The organism is Actinomadura sp. WMMB 499 (genome assembly GCF_008824145.1).
GTDB lineage: Bacteria > Actinomycetota > Actinomycetes > Streptosporangiales > Streptosporangiaceae > Spirillospora.
Map to the genome: position 1 here is coordinate 9,082,603 of NZ_CP044407.1, position 20,288 is coordinate 9,102,890.

A 20,288-nucleotide genomic window follows, 5' to 3' on the forward strand; every position below is an offset into this window, starting at 1 on the left:
GTCGGCAGGATCAGTCGATCGGCGCGTCGTCCGGTCCGCCCGCCGCGATCTCGGCGAGGACGCCGAGCGCGCGCGCCAGCGCGTCCAGAGGCGGGGACGCCAGCGCCAGCCGGACCGCGCGCGGCGCCGCCCCCGGCCCTGCCACGAACGCCGCCCCGGGCGTCACCGCGATCCCGCGCCGCCCCGCGGCCGCGACGAACGTCTCCGCCCGCCACGGCGCGGGCAGCTCCCACCAGCAGAAGTACGAACGCGGATCCGCGCGGACCGCGGCCCCCGCCAGCCGCTCGGCCACGACCCGCTGCCGCTTCGCGGCGTCCGCCCGTTTCGCGCGGGCGACCTCGGCGGCCGTGCCGTCGGCGATCCAGCCGGCCGACGCCGCCAGCGCGTACCCGGCCGGGCCCCACGTGCCCGAGCGCAGCGCGGCGGCGGCGCGTGCGCGCAGGGACGGCGGCGCGACGGCGAACCCGACGCCCAGGCCGGGCGCGAGCCGCTTGGCGAGGCCGTCGACGACGATCGTGCGGCCCGGCGCGAACGATGCCAGCGGGGGCGGGCCGGCCACGTCGAGGAACGACCAGACGCGGTCCTCGACCGCGTGGGCGCCGGTCCGTTCGAGGACGTCCGCGAGTTCGGCGCGGCGCCGCGCGGGCATCGTCGTCCCGCACGGGTTGTGCAGGGCCGGCTGGAGGTAGACGGCCGCGAACGGCGTCCGGCGGTGCGCCTCGGCGAGCGCGTCCGGGCACAGCCCGTGCCCGTCGGCCGCGACCGGGACGAGCGCTACGCCGAGCCGCGCGGCGGTCGCCTTGAGGACCGGGTACGTCAGCTCCTCCACCGCCAGCCGGCCGCCCGGCGGGACGAGCGCCGCCACCGCCCCCGCGATCGCCTGGCGGCCGCCCGCGGCGAACAGCACGCCGTCCGGTGCGGGGGTCCAGCCCGGCACGGCCAGCAGCGCCGCCGCGGCCTCGCGGGCGTCCGGGGTGCCCGTGACGCCGGCCGGGGCCAGCGCCGCGCCGTCCGCCGCCGCCCGCGCCAGGCCGGCGGCCATCAGCGCTTCCTGCCCCGGCGCCACGGGATGGTTGACCTCGAGGTCGGCCGGCGCCGCCGCCGGTTCGGCCAGTGCCGGGACGGGCGCCCGGCGCGCCGCGCGGACGAACGTGCCGCGCCCCACCTCGCCGACCACCAGCCCGCGCAGCGCGAGCTCCCGGTACACGCGGCTCGCGGTCGACGGCGCGATGCCGCGCGCCCGGGCGAACGCGCGCTGCGGCGGCAGCCGGTCGCCGGGGCGCAGCCGTCCCGCCGCGATGTCGGCCGCCACCGTGTCGGCCACCTGCCGGTAATCGTCCATGAACCGCCCAGCCCATATTGCACCGAGATCAATATCGATATTGTGGCAGATTGCTCCGAGATTTACGATCGGTGCAAAACGATCGAGTCAGGAGCACGGATTGATCTCGCCTACCGCGGTGGCCGCCATCGCCCTCGTCTCCCTCGGGCTCGTCCTCACCCCGGGGCCCAACATGATCTACCTGGTGTCGCGGTCGATCACCCAGGGCCGCCGAGCCGGGCTGATCTCGCTCGCGGGCGTCGCGACCGGCTTCGTCGCCTACGTCGTCGCCGCCACCGCCGGGATCACCGCCGTGTTCGGGCTCGTCCCGCCCCTCTACACGGCCCTGAAGATCGCCGGGGCGCTCTACCTGCTGTACCTGGCGTGGCAGGCGGTCCGGCCGGGCGGCCGGACGGCGTTCGAGCCGCGCGAGCTGCCCGCCGACCCGCCGCGCCGGCTGTTCGCCATGGGCCTGGTCACGAACCTGCTCAACCCGAAGATCGCGATCCTGTACATGTCGCTGCTGCCGCAGTTCGTCGAGCCCGAACGCGGCCACGTCGCGCTGCAGAGCCTGCTCCTCGGGCTCACCCAGATCAGCATCGCGATCACCGTCAACGGCCTCATCATGCTCGGCGCCGGGAGCTTCGCGGCGTTCCTCGCGCGGCGGCCCGGCTGGCAGCGCGCCCAGCGGTACGTCATGGGCTCGGTACTCGCCGGGCTCGCCCTGCACGTCGGCCTCGACCGCTCCGTGCCCCGGACGGCCGTGTGAGGAGGCCGGCCCGCGACCGGGCGCGGAGACCCGGTCCGGCTCGTCCTCGGCGGCGGACCCGGCGGCGGACTCGGCGCGCCGGAACCGCGACCATCGTGCGGGCCAACGCGCTTACCGGGCGCCCCATGGCCCCTGGCCTGCGGCCGGAACGGGTCACCGGCCGCGCCGGCCGCGCCCTGGAGGGGAGCGGACACATCGGCGGAGGCGCCGTCCCGACCGTCGAATCGCCCACCGGGAGCCCCGGTGCCGGAGGCGCGGACGTGAGCCGCCCGACAACTTGATCACCCGGGGCGCGAGAACCGCCGTCGGCGCGATACGGTCGTGTCCAGAGGGGAGAACGGGGGACGCGGTGAACCGGAGACCCGGACGGTGCGTCATGACCGGAGGCGTGCCGCGCGGCGGCATGGACCTGCGATCATCGGCGAAGGTAGTTTGGGGTCTCGCCGGCTCCGGTTGACCCCTCGGGTCATACCCGCGTAAGTTGCGGCGACCGTCGGTTGCGGCGACCGTGGCGAGCGCGGGCGGTGAGATGGACCGTGGTCGGGGGCGGGTCCCCGGCGTGGGTTGGTTGAAGGATGCGCGTGACGCGCGCGGCTCCCGCGGCGAGCGGGGCGGCGAGCGGCACGCCGATGGTAGGAGGCCGAGCCGATCGATGCCGAGCGTCTACTGCACGCAGTGCGGTCACGCCAACCCGGATGATGCCCGCTTCTGCTCCTACTGCGGCACCCCGCTGACGCGGAACGCGCCGCCGCCCCGGGAGTCGCCCGGCGAATCCACGTCCACGATCTCCATCGGCGGGATCGAGGCCCTGGACTCCGACACGGGCGCCGAAGAACCCGCCGTCCCGTCCGACCAGATGGGCGTGGAAGCGCTGCCCCCCGGCACCGCGCTGCTCGTGGTCAAGCGCGGTCCCAACGCCGGCAGCCGGTTCCTGCTCGACCAGGACCGGACCTCCTGCGGTCGGCACCCCGAGAGCGACATCTTCCTGGACGACGTCACCGTGTCCCGCAAGCACGCCGAGTTCCTCCGCCAGGGCGGGCAGTTCTCCGTCCGCGACGTCGGCGCCCTCAATGGCACCTACGTCAACCGCCAGCGGATCGACCACGCCGCCCTCGCGGGCGGCGACGAGGTCCAGGTCGGGAAGTTCCGGCTGGTGTTCCTCACGAACCCGCAGCACGGCTGACCGGCACCGGAGCCCGCGGCGGACCGGCCGCGGGCACGACGGGACCACGATGGGAGGGGCCCTGAACGCGCAACCGGCCAGGTCCCTGATGACGATCGGGGACGTCATCGGGCTGCTCCGGCCCGAGTTCCCCGACATCACCATCTCCAAGATCCGGTTCCTGGAGTCCGAGGGCCTGATCGAACCGCAGCGCAGCCCCTCCGGGTACCGCAAGTTCGGAGGGGCCGACGTCGAACGGCTCCGGTTCGTCCTCACCGCGCAGCGCGACCACTACATGCCGCTGCGCGCCATCCGGCAGCACCTCGAGGCGCGCGACCGCGGCGAGCCCGCCCCGCCGCTCGGCGCCCGCCGTCCCGAACCGGACCACGGCCGCCCCCGCACCCTCGTCGCCGCCGACGCGACCGCCGGGAACGCCGCCGTCCGGCTCACCCGCCGCCAGCTCCTGGACGGTGCCGGGATCGACGAAGAGCTCCTCGCCCGGCTGGAGGAGTACGGTCTGGTCCGCCGGCGCGGCGCCTGGTACGAGGCCGAGTCCCTCACCGTCGCCCGCGCCGCCGCCGCGCTCGGCGAGTACGGCTTCGAGGTGCGGCACCTGCGCGCCCTCAAGGCCGCCGCCGACCGCCAGGCCGGGCTCATCGAGCAGACCGTCGCGCCGCAGCTGCGCCGCCGGAGTCCGGACGCGCACGAGCAGGCCGCCGAGACCGCCCGCGAGATCGCCGCGCTGTCGGTGAAACTGCACGCCGCGCTGCTGTCGGCGAGCCTCCGGGAAAGCCTCGACCACTGATCACCCGCGCCCCGCAGGATTTTGCCGCCCCCAGGGCGCGGCGTTCCGTCCGAGCGTGGGTGTACGTTGGCTACAGGGCTCGGGTTTCGGGCTCGGGTGGCATCGGTCCGGCCGCGTGCGGATGATCGAGACAGCGAACGAGCAGGGAGCCGCAGTGAAGCAGATGGAGGTCGTCGGCGTCCGGGTCGAGATGCCCTCCAATCAGCCGATCGTCCTGTTGAAGGAGACGGAGGGCGAGCGGTACCTGCCCATCTGGATCGGGGCCGTCGAGGCCACGGCGATCGCGTTCGCCCAGCAGGGCGTGCTGCCCGCGCGCCCCCTCACCCACGACCTCTTCCGCGACGTCCTCGACGCGCTGAGCGTCCAGCTGAGCACCGTGAACATCACCGCGCTCCGCGAGGGCATCTTTTTTGCCGACCTGGTCTTCTCCAACGGTGTCGAGGTCAGCGCGCGCCCGTCCGACTCGATCGCGCTCGCCCTGCGCACCGGCGCCACCATCTTCGCCAGCGAGGACATCCTCGAGGAGGCCGGCGTCGCCATCCCGGACGAGCAGGAGGACGAGGTCGAGAAGTTCCGCGAGTTCCTCGACACCATCACCCCCGAGGACTTCGGCCGCGCCGGCTGACCCGGCTCCCGGCCGCGCCGGCTCGCTCGCCCCGCCCGATTCGTTCCGCCCGATTCGTTCCGGCCGATCCGCGCCCGCCGCTGACCCCGGCTTCACGAACACCCTTAACGATCTTGAGGAACGCGCGGTCGTTTGCGGCGCGAGGGCGGGGTAGGTACGCCTGGGACGGGGGCGCCCGTGGGGTATGTCACTCCTGGGGGTATATTCGGACTCTGACGCCATTGGTCGTGCATCACCCCGGGAAGTGGCGGTTTCCGGGGGGCGTCCGGAAGGGTAGGACCGCAGTGGCGACGAAGGTGCGCGGTTTGCCCACGTGAAGCCGGTTCATCCGGGCATGCGACGCGCCGACGGTGAACGTTGACCACACCCTGACCGGCACCTACCGTGCTGGTGGAACACCCGTGGTGTAATTCGTCAAACCCCCTTGACGAACCGGCACGGGATGATAGAAGCCGGAGGTCCGCGTGGCGGTGAGCAGCGGCGAGGGCAAGGCCACCCCCGAAAGGCACGTCGCGTCCCGGCGTGCCGGAGAGCAGGGCCTGCTCTTCGACACGCAGGTGTCGGCACCGCCGGAGGACGTCGGCTACCGCGGCCCCACGGCCTGCTCGGCGGCGGGCATCACTTACCGGCAGCTGGACTACTGGGCCCGCACCAAGCTCGTCGAGCCCAGCGTGCGCCCGGCGCACGGATCGGGCAGCCAGCGACTGTACAGCTTCCGCGACATCCTGGTCCTCAAGGTCGTGAAGCGGCTCCTGGACACGGGCGTCTCGCTGCAGCAGATCCGCACCGCGGTGACGCACCTGCGCGACCGCGGCGTCCAGGACCTCGCCCAGATCACGCTCATGAGCGACGGGGTCAGCGTCTACGAGTGCACCTCGCCCGACGAGGTCGTCGACCTCCTGCAGGGCGGGCAGGGCGTGTTCGGCATCGCGCTGGGGCGGGTGTGGCAGGAGGTCGAGGGGAGCCTCGCCGAACTGCCCGCGGAACGAGCCGCCGCGGACGACCGCGGCGACCATCCCCATGACGAACTCGCCGACCGGCGGCGCGCCCGCCGCACCGGCTAGCCGGCCCGGACGGCGACCGCCCGTCCGGCCCGCGGCTAGAGCGCCTCCTTGCGCTGCAGGTACGCGAACGCGGCCCAGCCGGGCAGCACCGGCAGCCACAGCGTCAGCAGCCGGTAGAGCAGCACCGCCGACGCCGCCGTCTCCGCCGGCAGCCCCGAGATCGTCAGCGCCAGCGTCAGCGCGCCCTCCACCGCACCGAGCCCGCCCGGCGTCGGCACCGCCGACCCCACCGCGTTCGCCGTCAGGAACACCAGGACCACGGCCGTCCACGGCAGCGAACCGCCGAACGCGCGGATCGAGGCGTCCAGGCACAGCACGAAACCCACGGTCAGCAGCAGGGTGCCGCCGATCCCGGTGAACAGCTTCCGCGGCGACTGCAGGACGTCCACCAGCCGCGGCACCACGCCGGAGAACATGTTCCGCAGCCGGCCGGCCGCCACCCGCCGCACCCGCGGGACCGTCAGCGCGAGCCCCGCGACCAGCCCCAGCGCCAGCACCGCGATCACGACCGTGCGGGACGGCGCCAGATCCCTCGTCGCGGTGCTCGTCGAACCGGTCAGGAAGCCGAACAGCACCAGCAGCAGGACGTGCACCGCCAGCCCGACCAGCTGGGACGCCCCGACGCTCGCCACCGCCGGGCCCGGCCGGACGCCCGACCGCTGCAGGTACCGCGTGTTGACCGCGACGCCGCCCACCGCCGCCGGCGCCACCAGCTTGACGAACGACGCCGCGACCTGCACCAGCACCGTCCGCCACAGGGGCAGCCGCTCGGGCACGAAACCCATGAGCATGAGCGCCGCCGCGAGGTAGGTCAGCGTCGCCGCGCCCAGCGCGACCCCGGCCCACCACCAGGTCGCCTTCGCGATCAGCTGCATGAGGTCGATGCTGCCGATCTGCGGGACGACGATGTACGCGGCGATCGACAGCGCCACCACGCTGAAGATCGTCCGGGGCCGGAACCGCTCCAGCCGGATCGGCGCGGCCTCCGACTCGGGCTTCAGCCGGACGATCTGCTCCCGGATCCGCGTGAGCAGCTCCCGGTCGCGCCGCACCGCCTGCCGGGTGCCGCGCGACAGCGCGACCCGCTGCAGCATCGGCACCGCCGCCGCCAGGGACTCCTCGCCCAGCACCGGCACGGCCGTCCGCACCGCCCGCTCCGGGCCGGCCCGCAGCGCCAGCGTGGTGAGCAGCTGCGCCAGGTCCAGCCGCAGAGCCAGGTCCCCGGCGGCGATCTCCCCGGACCACAGGTCGACGAGGTGCGCCGCGCCGTCGTCGCCGACCAAGACGGCGTCCTCCTCCAGCCGGCGGTGCGCCAGCCGTCCCTTCTGCAGCCGCCGGAACTGCAGCCACACGTCCGTCAGCAGCGCGTCGGTGATCTCCTCGTCGGGGACGTCCTGCAGCCGCCGCCCGGGCACGTGCTCGTAGGCCAGCAGCGCCGCCTGCGTTCCCACCTCGAGCGTCCCGACCAGCCGGGGCGTCCGCGCGCCCGCCGCCGCGGCGGCGTACGCGGTGAGCGTCTCCTGCTCCAGCGAGCGGCGCAGCGACCGCAGCGTCCGTCCCGCCGTGGTCCGCCGCAGCCGCAGCATCCGCCACAGCCGGTACGGCAGCCCGGCGGTCTGCTGGTCGCGGTCCAGGACCCGCAGCTCCAGGTGCCAGGCGCCGTGCGCGCCGTCCGGCGCCGGCGGCACCGGGTCCTCTCCGGTGACCGACGGGTTCAGCAGCACGCCGTAGCGGCGCGCCTCCTCGCCGCCGTCCTCGGGGTCGTCCAGCCGCGCGGCCCGCCGCGGGCACAGCCCCAGGCGCTCCAGGGACGTCACCACGGTCATGCCCGTCGGGCGCGGGTTCGGCGTGCCGACGGCGTACAGGGTGCCGTGCCCGATCGCCCGGCCCAGGAAGTACGTCGCGGCGAGCGCCGACACCGACGCGTACGCGGCGGTCAGGCCGGTGAGCGCCGCCAGCCCGATCATGCTCCAGGTGGCCGCCTGCCAGCGGGTCCGCCCGGCCATCCCGACCACGCTGACGAACGCGATCACCGGCGCGATGTCGGTGTGCACCGGCGCGGTGTCGGTGCCGCCCCAGATCAGCGAGTCCAGGACGCCGCCGGGCGCGGCCTGCACCACCAGGTCGTCCAGCGTGATCGTGACGGCGAACGCGATCATCGCGGCGAGCAGCGCGATCGCGACCCGCATGCCGTCCTTGTGGAACAGCCGCTCGATCGCGAAGGCGATGGGGACGGCCAGCACCCCGAAGCTCGACGCCAGGGTGGCCAGCGCGAGCAGCAGCTCGGGTGCGTGGGCGGTGCCCTCGGCGATGTCGGTCTGGATGCCGTGCGTGGTCTGCTGGGCGAACGACACCAGCAGCATCACCGCGGCCAGCCCGGCGCACGACACGCCGAACCGGATGGCGTCGGACGGGCGGCGGATGCGGTCCGGCTGAGCGGGCTCGTCGACGGGCACGCCCGCGGAGGCGCCCCGCTTCGGGCGCACCGCCTCCTCGTCGTGCGTGCGCGTCACCCGTCGCCGCCCCGGCCGTCCGTCGTGCCGGCCACTGCTCCAGTGACCGGCGTCCCGGTGATCAGCGTCCCAGAACCGGCCGTGCCCGGTCGAGCGGCGGACCCCCGTCCGGCCGTCGCTCCGTTCACCCTCGCCCCTCGTCGTCCGTCCCGTCGCGTCCCCGGCGGGACGGTCATATCGTACTGTCCTGGATACTCGCGGGTACGACGCCACCGCCGAGGTCACGGCGGTGAACACCTGATGACGGGACCGGGACGACCGGGGCGGCCGCGGTTGGGTAGGGTTTGTCCCGGACATGCCGTCGACCCTGGGCGGGAGAGACCCCACGCAGCCGGCGTGGGGCGCCGAAGGGGCAACCTCCCCGGAACCTCTCAGGCAAAAGGACCGCTCGGGCGAGGCACCTCTGGAAAGCAGGCGTCGTTCCCCGCCGATCGGGAACGCCGCCTCACCGAAGGGGAAATCCCGTGCGCGGGTGAAGCTCTCAGGTGCCGACGACAGAGGGGGAGACCGGCCGCCGGCCCGCGCCGGCGGTGGCCCTGAGCGACCGCAGCAGCCAGGAGGCTCCTCCATGACCGCCCAGTTCTTCGCCCCCGTGGCCGCGCCGCAGCATCCCCGCGCCGCCTTCGCCGATCGGCACATCGGCCCGTCCCCGGCCGACCGCGACCGGATGCTCGCCGCGATCGGCCACTCGGGCGCGGAGACGCTGATCGACGACGCCGTCCCCGCCGCGATCCGCACCGGCCGGCCGCTCGACCTGCCGCCCGCGCTGAGCGAGACCGCCGCGCTCGACCGGCTCCGCGAGCTCGCCGCCCGCAACACCGTCCTCACCTCCATGATCGGCCTCGGCTACCACGGGACGATCACTCCGGGCGTGATCATGCGGAACGTCCTGGAGAACCCCGGCTGGTACACCGCCTACACCCCGTACCAGCCGGAGATCTCCCAGGGGCGCCTCGAGGCGCTGCTGAACTTCCAGACGGCCGTCGCGGACCTCACCGGGCTGCCCGTCGCGAACGCCTCCATGCTCGACGAGGGCACGGCCGCGGCCGAGGCGATGGCGCTCGCGCACCGCGCGTCCCGGCGCAAGGAGCCCGGACGGTTCCTCGTCGACGCCGACGCGCTCCCGCAGACGATCGAGGTCGTCCGCACCCGCGCCGTCCCGCTCGGCATCGAGGTCGTGGTCGCCGACGTGTCCGGCGGGCTGCCGGACGGCGACTTCTTCGGCGTCCTGCTGCAGTACCCGGGCGCGTCCGGCGCCGTCCGCGACCTGGCGCCGCTGTCCGCGCAGGCGCACGAGCGGGACGCGCGCGTCGTCGTCGCCGCCGACCTGCTCGCGCTGACGCTGCTGCGCCCGCCGGGGGAGTCGGGCGCCGACATCGCGGTCGGGTCCGCGCAGCGGTTCGGCGTCCCCTACGGCTTCGGCGGCCCGCACGCCGGGTACATGGCGGTCGGCGACGACCTGCGGCGGCAGCTGCCCGGACGGCTCGTCGGCGTTTCCGTCGACGCCGACGGGGCACCCGCCTACCGGCTCGCCCTGCAGACCCGCGAGCAGCACATCCGCCGGGAGAAGGCCACCAGCAACATCTGCACCGCGCAGGTCCTCCTCGCCGTGATGGCGAGCATGTACGCCGTCTACCACGGCCCCGAGGGCCTCGCCGCGATCGCGCAGCGGGCCCACCTCCGCGCCGCCGAGATCGCCGCCGGGCTGCGCCGCGGCGGCGTCGAGGTCGTGCACGGGTCGTTCTTCGACACGGTCCTGGCCCGCGTCCCCGGCCGCGCCGCCGAGGTCGTCGCCGCCGCCCGCGAGCGCGGCGTCAATCTGCGGCCCGACGGACCCGACCGCGTCGGGATCGCCTGCGACGAGACGACGCTGCCCGAGCACGTCGCGGCGGTCCTCGCGGCGTTCGGCGTCGACGCGGACCCCGCCACCGGGGACGGCGAGGACGGCGCCGGGCCCGCCGACGCGCCCGCCGACGTGCTCGCCGGCGACCTGCGGCGGGAGAGCCCCTACCTCACCCACCCCGTGTTCCACGCGCACCGCTCCGAGACCGCGATGCTGCGCTACCTGCGCCGCCTCCAGGACAAGGACATCGCCCTCGACCGGTCGATGATCCCGCTCGGCTCCTGCACGATGAAGCTCAACGCGACCGCCGAGATGGAGCCGATCACCTGGCCGGAGTTCGCGAACGTCCACCCGTTCGCGCCGCTCGACCAGGCCGCCGGCTACGTCGAGCTGATCGGCGAGCTGGAGGCGAACCTCGCCGAGATCACCGGGTACGCGAAGGTGTCGGTGCAGCCGAACGCCGGGTCGCAGGGCGAGCTGGCCGGGCTGCTGGCCATCCGCGGCTACCACGCCTCGCGCGGGGAGGAGCGGCGCGACGTCTGCCTCATCCCGTCGTCCGCGCACGGCACCAACGCCGCGAGCGCCGTCATGGCCGGGATGCGCGTCGTCGTCGTCAAGTGCGACGAGGGCGGCAACGTGGCCCTGGACGACCTGCACGCCAAGATCGAGAAGCACGGTGACCGGCTCGCCGCGATCATGGTGACCTACCCGTCCACGCACGGCGTGTTCGAGGAGTCGATCACGCAGGTGTGCGAGGCCGTGCACGCGGCGGGCGGCCAGGTCTACGTGGACGGCGCCAATCTCAACGCCCTCGTCGGCCTCGCCCGCCCCGGCGAGTTCGGTTCGGACGTCTCGCACCTCAACCTGCACAAGACGTTCTGCATCCCGCACGGCGGCGGCGGGCCCGGCGTCGGCCCGGTCGGCGTCCGCGAGCACCTGGCGCCGTTCCTGCCGAGCCACCCGCTGCGCCCGGAGGCCGGGCCCGCCGGGACGGGCGTGGGGCCGATCTCGGCGGCGCCGTGGGGGTCGGCGGGCATCCTGCCGATCTCGTGGGCGTACATCGCGATGATGGGCCCGGACGGGCTGCGCGCCGCGACCGAGGGCGCGATCATCGGCGCGAACTACCTCGCCGCCCGCCTCGCTCCGCACTACCCGATCCTGTACACGGGGCGCAACGGCCTCGTCGCGCACGAGTGCATCGCCGACCTCCGCAAGATCACCAAGGAGACCGGGATCACCGCCGAGGACGTCGCCAAGCGCCTCATCGACTACGGCTTCCACGCCCCGACCCTGTCGTTCCCGGTGGCCGGGACCCTGATGATCGAGCCGACCGAGAGCGAGGACCTCGCCGAGCTCGACCGGTTCTGCGACGCGATGATCGAGATCCGGCGGGAGATCGAGCGGGTCGCGGACGGCGGCTACGACCGCGACGACAACCCGCTGAAGAACGCGCCGCACACCGCCGCGCAGCTGATCTCCGACGGCTGGAAGCACCCGTACACCCGCGAGGAGGCCGCCTACCCGCTGCCGGCGCTGCGCGAGGGCAAGTACTGGCCGCCCGTCCGCCGCATCGACCAGGCGTACGGCGACCGCAACCTCGTCTGCTCCTGCCCGCCGCCCGAGGAGTTCGAGGACTGACCGGCACCGCCCCGGCGGTCGCGGCACCCCCTACTTCGGTAGGTGCCGCCGCCACGGCGGACGCGGCTACCTTGGGCCCCGTGAACAGCCGGAACCAGGGGTGGGCGGCAGCCGTGATGGTCGCCGCGACGGGCGTGCTCGCCGTGCTGACCGTGTGGAGCACGGCGAGCACGGACGGGACGCGCGACCTGCTCGCCCTCGACATCGCCGTCGCCGTCGTGAGCTGCGCGGCCGCGCCCGTCCTGCTGTGGCGGCCGGTCGGCGGCGCGCTGGGGCTCGGCCTGCTCGCGGCCGTGTCCCCGGCGGCGACCCCGGCGGCCACGGCCGGTGCCCTGCAGGTCGCGCGGGTCCGCCGGTTCCCGCTCGCCGCGGCGGTGGCGGGGATCGGTATCGCCGCGCACGCCGTGCAGGGGGCGTGGCGGCTCAACGCGGGCATCTCCCTCGGCTGGTGGCTCGTGCTGATCGTCGTCGCCTACGGGGCGCTGGCCGGCTGGGGCGCGCTCGTCCAGGCGCGACGGGCGCTCATCGACTCGCTGCACGAGCGCGCCCGCCGCGCCGAGGCCGAGCAGGGCCGCCGGGTCGCCGAGGCGCGCATGCTCGAGCGGACGCGGATGGCCCGGGAGATGCACGACGTCCTCGCGCACCGGCTGTCGCTGCTCGCCACCTACGCGGGCGCCCTGGAGTACCGGCCGGACGCCCCGCCCGAGAAGCTCGCGCAGGCCGCGGGCGTCGTGCGCACCGGCGTGCACCAGGCGCTCGAGGAGCTGCGCGAGGTCATCGGCGTCCTGCGCGACGAGGAACGCGACGCCGGCGACCGGCCGCAGCCCGTCCTGGCCGACGTACCGCGCCTGGTGGAGGAGTCCCGCGACGCGGGAACGCCGGTGACGCTGCGCGACGAGGTCGCCGAACCCGGGGCGCTGCCGCCCGCCGCCGGGCGGGCCGCCTACCGCGTCGTCCAGGAGGGCCTCACCAACGCCCGCAAGCACGCCGCCGGGCTGCCCGTCGAGGTGACCCTGCTGGGACGGCCCGGCGCCCGCCTGGAGATCGACGTCCGCAACCCGCTCCCGCCGGACGGCGTCCCGGCGCTCGTCCCCGGGAGCGGGACCGGGCTCGTCGGGCTCACCGAACGGGTACGGCTCGCCGGCGGGCGGCTCGACCACGAGGCGGCGTCCGGGGAGTTCCGGCTCCGCGCGCGGCTACCATGGCCGGCGTGACCCGTCCCGTGCGCGTGCTGATCGTCGACGACGATCCCATGGTCCGCGCCGGGCTGACGATGCTCCTGGACGGCGCCGCCGGCATCGCCGTCGTGGGGGAGGCCGCCGACGGCGACGAGGTGCCCGCGGCCGCGGACGCCCACGCCCCCGACGTGGTGCTCATGGACCTGCGGATGCCCCGGGTGGACGGCATCACCGCCACCCGGCGGCTGCGCGGCCGCGCCGCGCCGCCCGAGGTCGCCGTGCTCACCACCTTCGACACCGACGAGAACATCCTCCGCGCGCTGCGCGCCGGGGCCGCCGGATTCCTGCTGAAGGACACGCCCCCCGAACAGCTCGTCCAGGCCGTGAGGCGCGTCGCGGCCGGGGACCCGATCCTGTCCCCGGCGGTCACCCGGCGGCTCATGGACCGCGCGGTCGTCCAGGCCGGGGCCTACGAGCGGGCGCGCGCCGCGCTGGACGTGCTCACGCCCCGCGAGCGCGAGGTCGTCGTGGCCGTGGCCCGGGGACGCGCCAACGCCGAGATCGCCGCCGAGCTGTTCGTCGGCCTGGCCACCGTGAAGGCCCACGTGTCGACCGTCCTCGACAAGCTCGGCCTGGACAACCGGACCCAGATCGCCCTGCTCGCCCACGACGCGGGACTCGACTGAGAAGTCCCCCGGGCCCGGCATGGGGCGAACACGCCAGAAGTCGCCGCAAAAGGTGACGGGTGTCGCCGCGGGACGCGGCGCCGCCGGATCGCTAGGCTCGGTGCCGACCCCGACCCCCAGAGGGCAGAGGACCGATGAGCGAGTCCCCGGACCCGGTACCCGCGGCCACCGAGCCCGCCGCGCCGGACGAACGGAACGACGGGCGCGGGCCCGCCGAGCGGCCCGACGAGCGAGGGCCGGACCCGGCCCTGCTGTGCGAGGAGGCCCGGGACCTCGCCGAGCGCGGCGAGTCCGCCCGCGCCGCGGACCTGTTCGAGCGGGTGCTCGCCCTCGGCGACACCCCGCACCGGGCCCAGGCAGCCCTCGGTCTCGCGGTCGTCCTCGACGACGCCGGAGACACCGCGCGCGCCCGCGAGGCCGACCGCGCGGCCATCGCCACCGGCGACCCCGAGTACGGCCCGCGCGCCGCCTACCACCTGGCCCTCACCCACGAACGAGCGGGCGAGCACGACCTGGCCGCACCGGCTTGGCGCGTCGTCGTCGACTTCGGCAACCCCGCCTACCTGCCGCCCGCGCACCTCGCCCTGGCCCGGCTCGCCGACGACGCCGGCGACTTCGACGCCGCCCGCGGCCACTGGGAGGCCGTGCTGGCCACCGGCGACCCCGAGCACGGGCCGCCCGCCGCGCACGACCTCGCGCAGCGGCACCTCGAGCGCGGCGACCCCGTGCGCGCCCAGCGCGTCCTGACGGCCGGGCTGAAGCTGATCGACCGCGCCGCCGCCCCGTACGCGCACGCCCGCCTCGCCGTCACCCTCGGCATCGCGTGCCTCGACCAGGCCGTGGCCGCGTTCGGCGCGGCCCTCGGCGAGGCCGGCGAGCCCGCCGACCCCGAGGCCGGTCCGCTCGCCACCGAGCTCCTCGCCCGCACCCTGCCGCTGCGCGGGCGCGGCGCCGAGGCTCGCGAGGTGTGGCGGCGCGGCCTCGCCGACCCCGGGACGGCCGCGCAGGTGCGGGCCCGGCTCCGCCGCGACTTCGCCGGGGACGACGAGGACGCCGACCCGGCCGACCTGTGGTGGGAGCCGGTCGTGGAGCAGGCCGTCACCGACGGGACGCTGCCCGCCCTCGCCGGCGAGGCGTTCGGCGCGCTCGACCACATGTACGCGCTGCTCGCCGCCCGGTACGCCGGGGGACCGCGCGAGGGGCGCGCCGGCGAGACCCGCGAGCTGCTCGGCCGGGCGGTGGGCGTCCCGGACGGCTACCCGTGGGGCCCGCTGCTGCGGGAGAGCTTCACCGAGCGGTTCCGCCTGGCGGCCGACCGGGCAGACCCCGCCGACCATTGACCCGCCGCCCCGGACCCCGCCGGTCTCGGGCGCGGGCGGCGGCTATCCGGCGAGGTCGCGCTCGGCGGTCACCTTCGTGATGCGGGCGCGCACGAGGTACTCGCCGGGGACGGCGTTGCGGGCGCCGAACTCCGCGGCGCGATCGGCGCCCATGTACCGGCCGCCGATCTCGGTCGCCCAGCGGCGCATCTCGTCCAGGTCCTCGACGAGCGTCGCCTCGGCCCGCACGAGCACGAACGAGTACGGCGGCTCCTGGTCGTCCACGCACACCGACAGGCGCGGGTCGCGGGCGAGCGCGCGGCCCTTGACGGTGCCGGCGCCGGTGTTGAACAGCAGGTCGTCGCCGTCGAGGACGAACCAGATCGGCGTCACGTGCGGCGATCCGTCCGCGCGGGTGACCGCGCACTTCCCGGTCCGCGTCCCCGCGGTGACGAACGCGCGCCATTCGTCGTCGGTCATCTTCTCCATGCCCCCAGTCTGCCCGACAAGATCATCGGCACGCTCGCTACGGTGGGCGGCATGGAGATCCCCACCGCGCACGGGCTCGCCGAGGCGGTCCTCGACGAGCCCGACGAGCCCGCGTTTTTGCTGGTCCTGACGCACGGGTCGAACGGGGGAGTGGACGCGCCGGACCTGCTCGCGGTCCGGGACGCGGCGCTGGAACTGGGCGGCGGGGTCGCGCGGGTGATGCAGCCGTTCCGGCTCGCGGGCCGCCGGGCGCCGGGCCCGGCGGTGAAGCAGGACGAGGCGTGGCTGGAGGTCGTCGCGGCGGTGCGGGAGCGGTTCGCGGACGTCCCCCTGGTGCAGGGCGGCCGGAGCAACGGAGCGCGGGTGGCGTGCCGGACGGCGCGGGCGGCGGGGGCGGCCGGGGTGCTGGCGCTCGCCTTCCCGCTGCATCCGCCGGGGAAACCGGAACGGTCGCGGGCGGACGAGCTGCGTTCGGCGGGCGTGGAGGTGCTCGTGGTGAACGGTGACCGGGATCCGTTCGGCGTCCCGGACCCGGCCGACGCGGCGCGGGTGGTGGTGCTGCCGGGGGAGCGGCACGAGCTGGCGAAGGATCCGGTGGCGGTCGCGGCGGCGGCGGTCCCGTGGCTGCGGCGCTGGGCGGCGTCCCGGAGCGCCGTCTCGCCGTGAGCGGATCGGCGGAGGTGGAAGTCGGGCGCCCGAGCGACGGGCGTCGCCTCTGGGCCCGAGGGGCGGGCCCAGAGGTCCGTGCGGGCGGGAGTGCCCCCGTCGGATCGATCATCGCGATGCGGCCGGTCTCCCCGTGGCGACCGGCCCCGGCCTAGGCCGCGGAGGACTCCTGCAGGTCCGTCGGCCGGTGCGGTGCGATGATCCCCCCGTCGGGCAGCAGCTCACCGGTGTCCTCGAAGAGCACCACGCCGTTGCACAGCAGGCTCCACCCCTGCTCGGGGTGGGCGGCCAGCGTGCGGGCGGCGTCGCGGTCGGGTTCGTCGTGCGAGGGACAGGGCGGCTGGTGCGGGCACATGGCGTGCCTCCGGTCTCAACTACTGGTCGGTGGACTTTCCCTTATTGACGCACCCCAGTGTGGAACGGTTCGCCCCCGCCGCCTATAGCCCGTTGGGACGATTGTCCTCTGGTACCCGGGCAGGGGATGTTTGTGACTCGTCTCACCCTGAGGTGCAGTACATAGCGTCCCCCGCGCTCGATAACGGATGAAGAACGACACGCCGAAGATCGGCAAACGTTCTAAATGGTCCGTTGCCTGTCACGGGCCCGCCCGCTTCCGGCCACCGGATGCGATCGTTTCAGCCGGAGGGGGCCTCCGCGCGCCCTACGATGTCCCACGGGGAACGGGCCGAGGGAGGGGGAGGCCGGGAATGCGCGTCGCGCTGTTCGTCGCCTGCTACGACGACGCGTGGTTCCCCGACACGGGGAAGGCCGTGACGGTGCTGCTCGAGCGGCTCGGGCACGAGGTCGTCCACCCGCCGGGGCAGACCTGCTGCGGGCAGTTCCACTGGACGACCGGGTACCGCCGGGAGGCCGCCGACCTCGCCCGCGCCTTCACCCGGGCCTTCGCCGGTGCGGACGCGATCGTCGCGCCGTCCGCGTCGTGCGCCGCGGCCGTCCGGGACGCCTACCCCAGGATCGCGCGCACCGTCCGCGACCCCGCGCTGGCGGGCGCCGCCGAAGCCCTCGCCGTCCACGAGCTGACCGAGTTCCTGGTGGACGTCCTGGGCGTCACCGACGTCGGCGCCTACTATCCGCACCGCGTGACCTACCACCCGACGTGCCAGTCCGCGCGGGCCCTCGGCGTCGCCGACCGCCCGGAACGGCTGCTGCGGGCGGTGCGGGGCCTGGAGCTGGTCGACCTGCCCGCCGCCGACGAGTGCTGCGGGTTCGGGGGCGCGTTCGCGATGAAGAACGCCGACGTGTCCGTCGCGATGGTCGCCGACAAGATCCGGCACGTCCGCGACACCGGCGCCGACGTGGTGTGCGCCGTCGACAACTCCTGCCTAGCGCACATCGGCGGAGCGCTGTCCCGGCTGCGCGGCGGCGTCCGCGTCGCCCACCTGGCCGAGATCCTCGCCGGGACGGGGCCCGCGTGACGCCCCCCGGCACGGGGCCGCCGGACGCCCTGGCGGCGGCGATCGCGCCCGGCGCGCCCGGCGCGACGGGCGGTGCCGGCGCGCCGGCGCGGCCGGCGCGGTTCGCCGACGCGGCGCGGCCGGCGCTCGCCGACACCCGGCGGCGCCGCAACCTGGGCGTGGCGGTCGCCGCCGCCCGCGAGCGCACCGCCGCGGCCACCGCCGAGCCCGCCGACTGGGAGGAGCTGCGCGAGGCCGGCCGCGCCCTGCGGGACGCGGCGCTCCTCGACCTCGACACCCACCTGGAGACGCTCGAACGCGCGGTCACCGAGGCGGGTGGCACGGTCCACTGGGCCGCGGACGCCGCCGAGGCGCGCCGCGTCGTCACCCGGCTGGTCCGCGCCACCGGGGCCCGCGAGGTCCTGCGGGCGCCGTCGGCGACCCTTCGGGAGGCCGGCGTGCCCGGCGCGCTCGCCCGCGCGGGCGTCACCGTCCGCGCGACGGGCCTCGGCGACCTGATCGTCGGGCTGGGGGAGGACGCGCCGTCCCACCTGGCGTCCCCGGCGCTGCACCGCGACCGCGCCGAGGTCCGGGAGCTGTTCCTGCGGGCGCTGCCGGGCGCGCCGGCGGACCTGCCTGACGATCCGGCCGCCCTCGCCGACGCCGCCCGTGCCCATCTGCGCGAACACGTCGCGGGCGGCCGCGTCGCCGTCACCGGCGCGGCGTTCCTGGCGGCCGACACCGGCACGGCCGTGCTGGCGGACTCCGGCGGCGAGGGACGGGTGTGCGTCACCCTTCCGGACACGCTGATCACGGTCGCCGGCATCGACAAGGTCGTCCCGTCGTGGACCGATCTCGAGGTGCTCCTGCAGCTGCTGCCGCGCGCCGCGTCGGGCGACCGCGCGGCCCCGTGCGTGTCCGCCTGGACGGGCGTGCACCCCGGCGACGGGCCCCGCGAGTTCCACCTCGTCCTGCTCGACAACGGGCGCACCGGCGCGCTCGCCGACGAGGTCGGCCGCGCGGCGCTGCGCTGCATCCGCTGCTCGGCCTGCCTGAACGTGTGCCCGGTGTACGAGCGGACCGGCGGCGGCCCGTACGGCCCCGTCTACCCGGGACCGGTCGGCGCGATGCTCACCCCGCAGCTGCGCGGCGTCGAGAGCGCCGCGAACGCCTCGCTGCCCTTCGCGTCCACGCTCTGCGGCGCCTGCACCGACGTGTGCCCCGTGAAGATCGACATCCCGGAGGTCCTGGTGCACCTGCGCGGCGTGGTCGTGGAGTCGCGCCGCGCCCGTCCCGTCCCCACTCCCGAACTGGTGCTGATGCGGGGCCTGGCGTGGACGATGGGGGACGCCCGCCGGTACCGCGTCGCGGTCCGGCGCGGCACCCGCTGGGCGCGGCTGCTGTCGCGCGGCGGCCGGATCCGCCGGCTGCCCGGCCTGCTGGGCAAGTGGACCGAGGCCCGCGACGTGCCCGCGCCGCCCGCGCAGAGCTTCCGCGACTGGTGGGGGCGGCGGTGAGCTCCCGCGACGAGATCCTGCGCCGGGTCCGCGACGCCCTCGGCGGCGAGCGCGGCACGGCCCGGCCGGTGCCGCGCGGCTATGCCCGCCGGCTGACCGGCGCGGAGGCCGCGACCCGCGCGGACGTCCTCGCGCTGTTCACCGAGCGGGTGGCCGAGAACCACGCGGCCGTCCGGCACGTGGCCGCCGACGACGTCGGCACCGCGGTCGCCGCGGCGCTGTGGGGGCGGGAGGCGAAGCGGATCGTCGTCCCGGCCGACCTGCCGTTCGGGTGGCTGGCGGAGCTGGAGGGGGTCCGGGCGCTGGCCGACGCGCCCGCCCTCGACCTCGAGGCGCTCGCCGCCGCCGACGGCGTGGTCACCGGCTGCGCGGCGGCCGCCGCGAGCACCGGGACGGTCGTGCTGGACGGCGGCCGCGCGCAGGGCCGGCGTGCGCTCACCCTCGTGCCCGACTACCACCTGTGCGTCGTCCACGCCGACCAGATCGCCGGGACGGTCCCGGAGGTCGTCGCGCGCCTCGATCCGGCGCGCCCGCTGACCTGGATCGGCGGCCCGTCGGCCACCCGCGACGTCGAGTCGGTGCGGGTGCCGGGACCGCACGGCCCGCGGCACCTGGAGATCCTCGTCGTGGAGGACTGAGCGCCGGGACCGGAGCCGCCCGGGGCGGGGCCGCGGGGGAGGGGCCTACAGGGCGGCTCCGAGGACGACGTCGAGGCCCGCGTCGAAGCGGGCGTCCCAGTTCACCGAGCGGTCGGCGCCGTCCTCGGCGGTGCCGCGCACCTCGAGCGCGGCGTGCCCGATGACGTACCCGAGGAGAGTGTGCGCGACCACGGCGGCCGCGTCCTCGGCGACGCCGCCGAGGCGCAGCGCCTCCCGCAGGGACGCGACCGTCGCCGCCAGGGCCGCGGGATTGCGGCGCGTCACCACGAGAGGGAGGACGCCGGCGTGCTCGAGCAGCCGGGCGCGGTAGCCGCGCGCCCAGCCGCGCAGCGCGTCCCCGGCTCCCCCGGCCGGGGCGTCCGCCGAGACGGGCGCGGCGGCGACGTGCGCGACGAGGCCGTCGAGGAGCTGCTCCTTGCCGCGGGGGAGGTGGTGGTAGATCGCCATCGCCTCCACCTCGAGCGCGTCGCCGAGGCGGCGCATCGTGAGGCGGCCGAGGCCTTGGCCGTCCACGATCTGCAGGGCGGCCTCGATGATGCGCTCGATGGACAGCGGAGCGCGGTTGCGCGCGTTGATCGCAGGTTGCCGGACCATGGAGTGACCTTACTGCGTAAAGGGC

The 20,288-nt window shown here is 75.7% G+C and carries 18 protein-coding genes and 1 riboswitch; of the genes, 13 read left to right on the plus strand and 5 right to left on the minus strand.

The window, feature by feature from the left end; all coding sequences use genetic code 11:
• Window positions 1–10: 10 nt before the first annotated feature.
• The gene (locus F7P10_RS41450) at window positions 11–1,342 is read right to left on the minus strand and encodes a PLP-dependent aminotransferase family protein (protein ID WP_151017618.1); all 1,332 of its coding nucleotides are present in this window, start codon (window positions 1,340–1,342) and stop codon (window positions 11–13) included.
• A gap of 100 nt (window positions 1,343–1,442) precedes the next feature.
• Between F7P10_RS41450 and F7P10_RS41455 the strand changes: the two genes are divergently transcribed.
• The 5 genes from F7P10_RS41455 to F7P10_RS41475 all read left to right on the plus strand — a co-directional run bounded on the left by F7P10_RS41455 (window position 1,443) and on the right by F7P10_RS41475 (window position 5,746).
• A complete protein-coding gene (locus tag F7P10_RS41455; protein WP_151017621.1) occupies window positions 1,443–2,090 on the plus strand; it encodes a LysE family translocator in 648 nt (215 codons plus the stop codon).
• A gap of 652 nt (window positions 2,091–2,742) precedes the next feature.
• Window positions 2,743–3,273: an FHA domain-containing protein gene (locus F7P10_RS41460; protein WP_151017622.1), complete on the plus strand. Its 531-nt coding sequence runs from the start codon at window positions 2,743–2,745 to the stop codon at window positions 3,271–3,273.
• An 88-nt stretch (window positions 3,274–3,361) separates the two neighbouring features.
• Window positions 3,362–4,057, plus strand: coding sequence for a MerR family transcriptional regulator (locus tag F7P10_RS41465; RefSeq protein WP_254716291.1), 696 nt, complete (start codon window positions 3,362–3,364; stop codon window positions 4,055–4,057).
• A 154-nt stretch (window positions 4,058–4,211) separates the two neighbouring features.
• Entirely contained in the window at window positions 4,212–4,682 is a 471-nt protein-coding gene (locus tag F7P10_RS41470; RefSeq protein WP_026406115.1) for a bifunctional nuclease family protein, read from the plus strand.
• Between the two features lie 464 nt (window positions 4,683–5,146).
• Window positions 5,147–5,746, plus strand: a complete 600-nt coding sequence (locus tag F7P10_RS41475) for a MerR family transcriptional regulator (protein ID WP_151017625.1) — start codon at window positions 5,147–5,149, stop codon at window positions 5,744–5,746.
• 35 nt (window positions 5,747–5,781) lie between these two features.
• Here the strand turns inward: F7P10_RS41475 and F7P10_RS41480 are convergent, their stop codons facing one another.
• Complete coding sequence (locus F7P10_RS41480) at window positions 5,782–8,259, minus strand: YbhN family protein (RefSeq protein ID WP_254716292.1); 2,478 nt, start codon at window positions 8,257–8,259, stop codon at window positions 5,782–5,784.
• A gap of 302 nt (window positions 8,260–8,561) precedes the next feature.
• A riboswitch (glycine riboswitch) is annotated at window positions 8,562–8,656 on the plus strand.
• A gap of 171 nt (window positions 8,657–8,827) precedes the next feature.
• Between F7P10_RS41480 and gcvP the strand changes: the two genes are divergently transcribed.
• From gcvP to F7P10_RS41500, 4 genes are all read left to right on the plus strand, one after another.
• A complete protein-coding gene (gene gcvP, locus F7P10_RS41485) occupies window positions 8,828–11,740 on the plus strand; it encodes an aminomethyl-transferring glycine dehydrogenase (protein ID WP_151017629.1) in 2,913 nt (970 codons plus the stop codon).
• An 80-nt stretch (window positions 11,741–11,820) separates the two neighbouring features.
• The gene (locus tag F7P10_RS41490) at window positions 11,821–12,954 is read left to right on the plus strand and encodes a sensor histidine kinase (protein WP_254716293.1); all 1,134 of its coding nucleotides are present in this window, start codon (window positions 11,821–11,823) and stop codon (window positions 12,952–12,954) included.
• Window positions 12,942–13,604, plus strand: a complete 663-nt coding sequence (locus F7P10_RS41495) for a response regulator transcription factor (protein ID WP_151017631.1) — start codon at window positions 12,942–12,944, stop codon at window positions 13,602–13,604. Before F7P10_RS41490 ends, F7P10_RS41495 begins: the two co-directional genes overlap by 13 nt.
• A 134-nt stretch (window positions 13,605–13,738) precedes the next feature.
• Window positions 13,739–14,944 carry a lipopolysaccharide assembly protein LapB gene (locus tag F7P10_RS41500; protein ID WP_151017633.1) on the plus strand — a complete coding sequence of 402 codons (1,206 nt, stop codon included), beginning with the start codon at window positions 13,739–13,741 and terminating at the stop codon, window positions 14,942–14,944.
• A gap of 42 nt (window positions 14,945–14,986) precedes the next feature.
• Here F7P10_RS41500 and F7P10_RS41505 read toward each other — a convergent pair whose 3' ends face one another.
• On the minus strand, window positions 14,987–15,412 hold the full coding sequence (locus F7P10_RS41505) for a PPOX class F420-dependent oxidoreductase (protein ID WP_151017635.1): 426 nt from the start codon (window positions 15,410–15,412) through the stop codon (window positions 14,987–14,989).
• A gap of 51 nt (window positions 15,413–15,463) precedes the next feature.
• Between F7P10_RS41505 and F7P10_RS41510 the strand changes: the two genes are divergently transcribed.
• Window positions 15,464–16,078 carry an alpha/beta family hydrolase gene (locus tag F7P10_RS41510; RefSeq protein WP_151017637.1) on the plus strand — a complete coding sequence of 205 codons (615 nt, stop codon included), beginning with the start codon at window positions 15,464–15,466 and terminating at the stop codon, window positions 16,076–16,078.
• 151 nt (window positions 16,079–16,229) lie between these two features.
• Here F7P10_RS41510 and F7P10_RS41515 read toward each other — a convergent pair whose 3' ends face one another.
• Window positions 16,230–16,433 carry a DUF5999 family protein gene (locus F7P10_RS41515; protein WP_151017639.1) on the minus strand — a complete coding sequence of 68 codons (204 nt, stop codon included), beginning with the start codon at window positions 16,431–16,433 and terminating at the stop codon, window positions 16,230–16,232.
• A 352-nt stretch (window positions 16,434–16,785) separates the two neighbouring features.
• Between F7P10_RS41515 and F7P10_RS41520 the strand changes: the two genes are divergently transcribed.
• Genes F7P10_RS41520 through F7P10_RS41530 form a run of 3 tightly spaced genes read left to right on the plus strand, consistent with a single transcriptional unit; the run spans window position 16,786 to window position 19,648 of the window.
• Window positions 16,786–17,514 (plus strand): (Fe-S)-binding protein, encoded by a 729-nt coding sequence (locus tag F7P10_RS41520; RefSeq protein ID WP_151017641.1) that lies wholly within the window; start codon window positions 16,786–16,788, stop codon window positions 17,512–17,514.
• Window positions 17,511–19,010 carry an LUD domain-containing protein gene (locus F7P10_RS41525; protein WP_254716294.1) on the plus strand — a complete coding sequence of 500 codons (1,500 nt, stop codon included), beginning with the start codon at window positions 17,511–17,513 and terminating at the stop codon, window positions 19,008–19,010. Before F7P10_RS41520 ends, F7P10_RS41525 begins: the two co-directional genes overlap by 4 nt.
• The gene (locus F7P10_RS41530; protein ID WP_151017643.1) at window positions 19,007–19,648 is read left to right on the plus strand and encodes an LUD domain-containing protein; all 642 of its coding nucleotides are present in this window, start codon (window positions 19,007–19,009) and stop codon (window positions 19,646–19,648) included. The genes F7P10_RS41525 and F7P10_RS41530 overlap by 4 nt, the downstream gene beginning before the upstream one ends.
• Before the next feature lie 45 nt (window positions 19,649–19,693).
• Here the strand turns inward: F7P10_RS41530 and F7P10_RS41535 are convergent, their stop codons facing one another.
• Complete coding sequence (locus tag F7P10_RS41535; RefSeq protein ID WP_151017645.1) at window positions 19,694–20,263, minus strand: TetR/AcrR family transcriptional regulator; 570 nt, start codon at window positions 20,261–20,263, stop codon at window positions 19,694–19,696.
• Window positions 20,264–20,288: the final 25 nt, after the last annotated feature.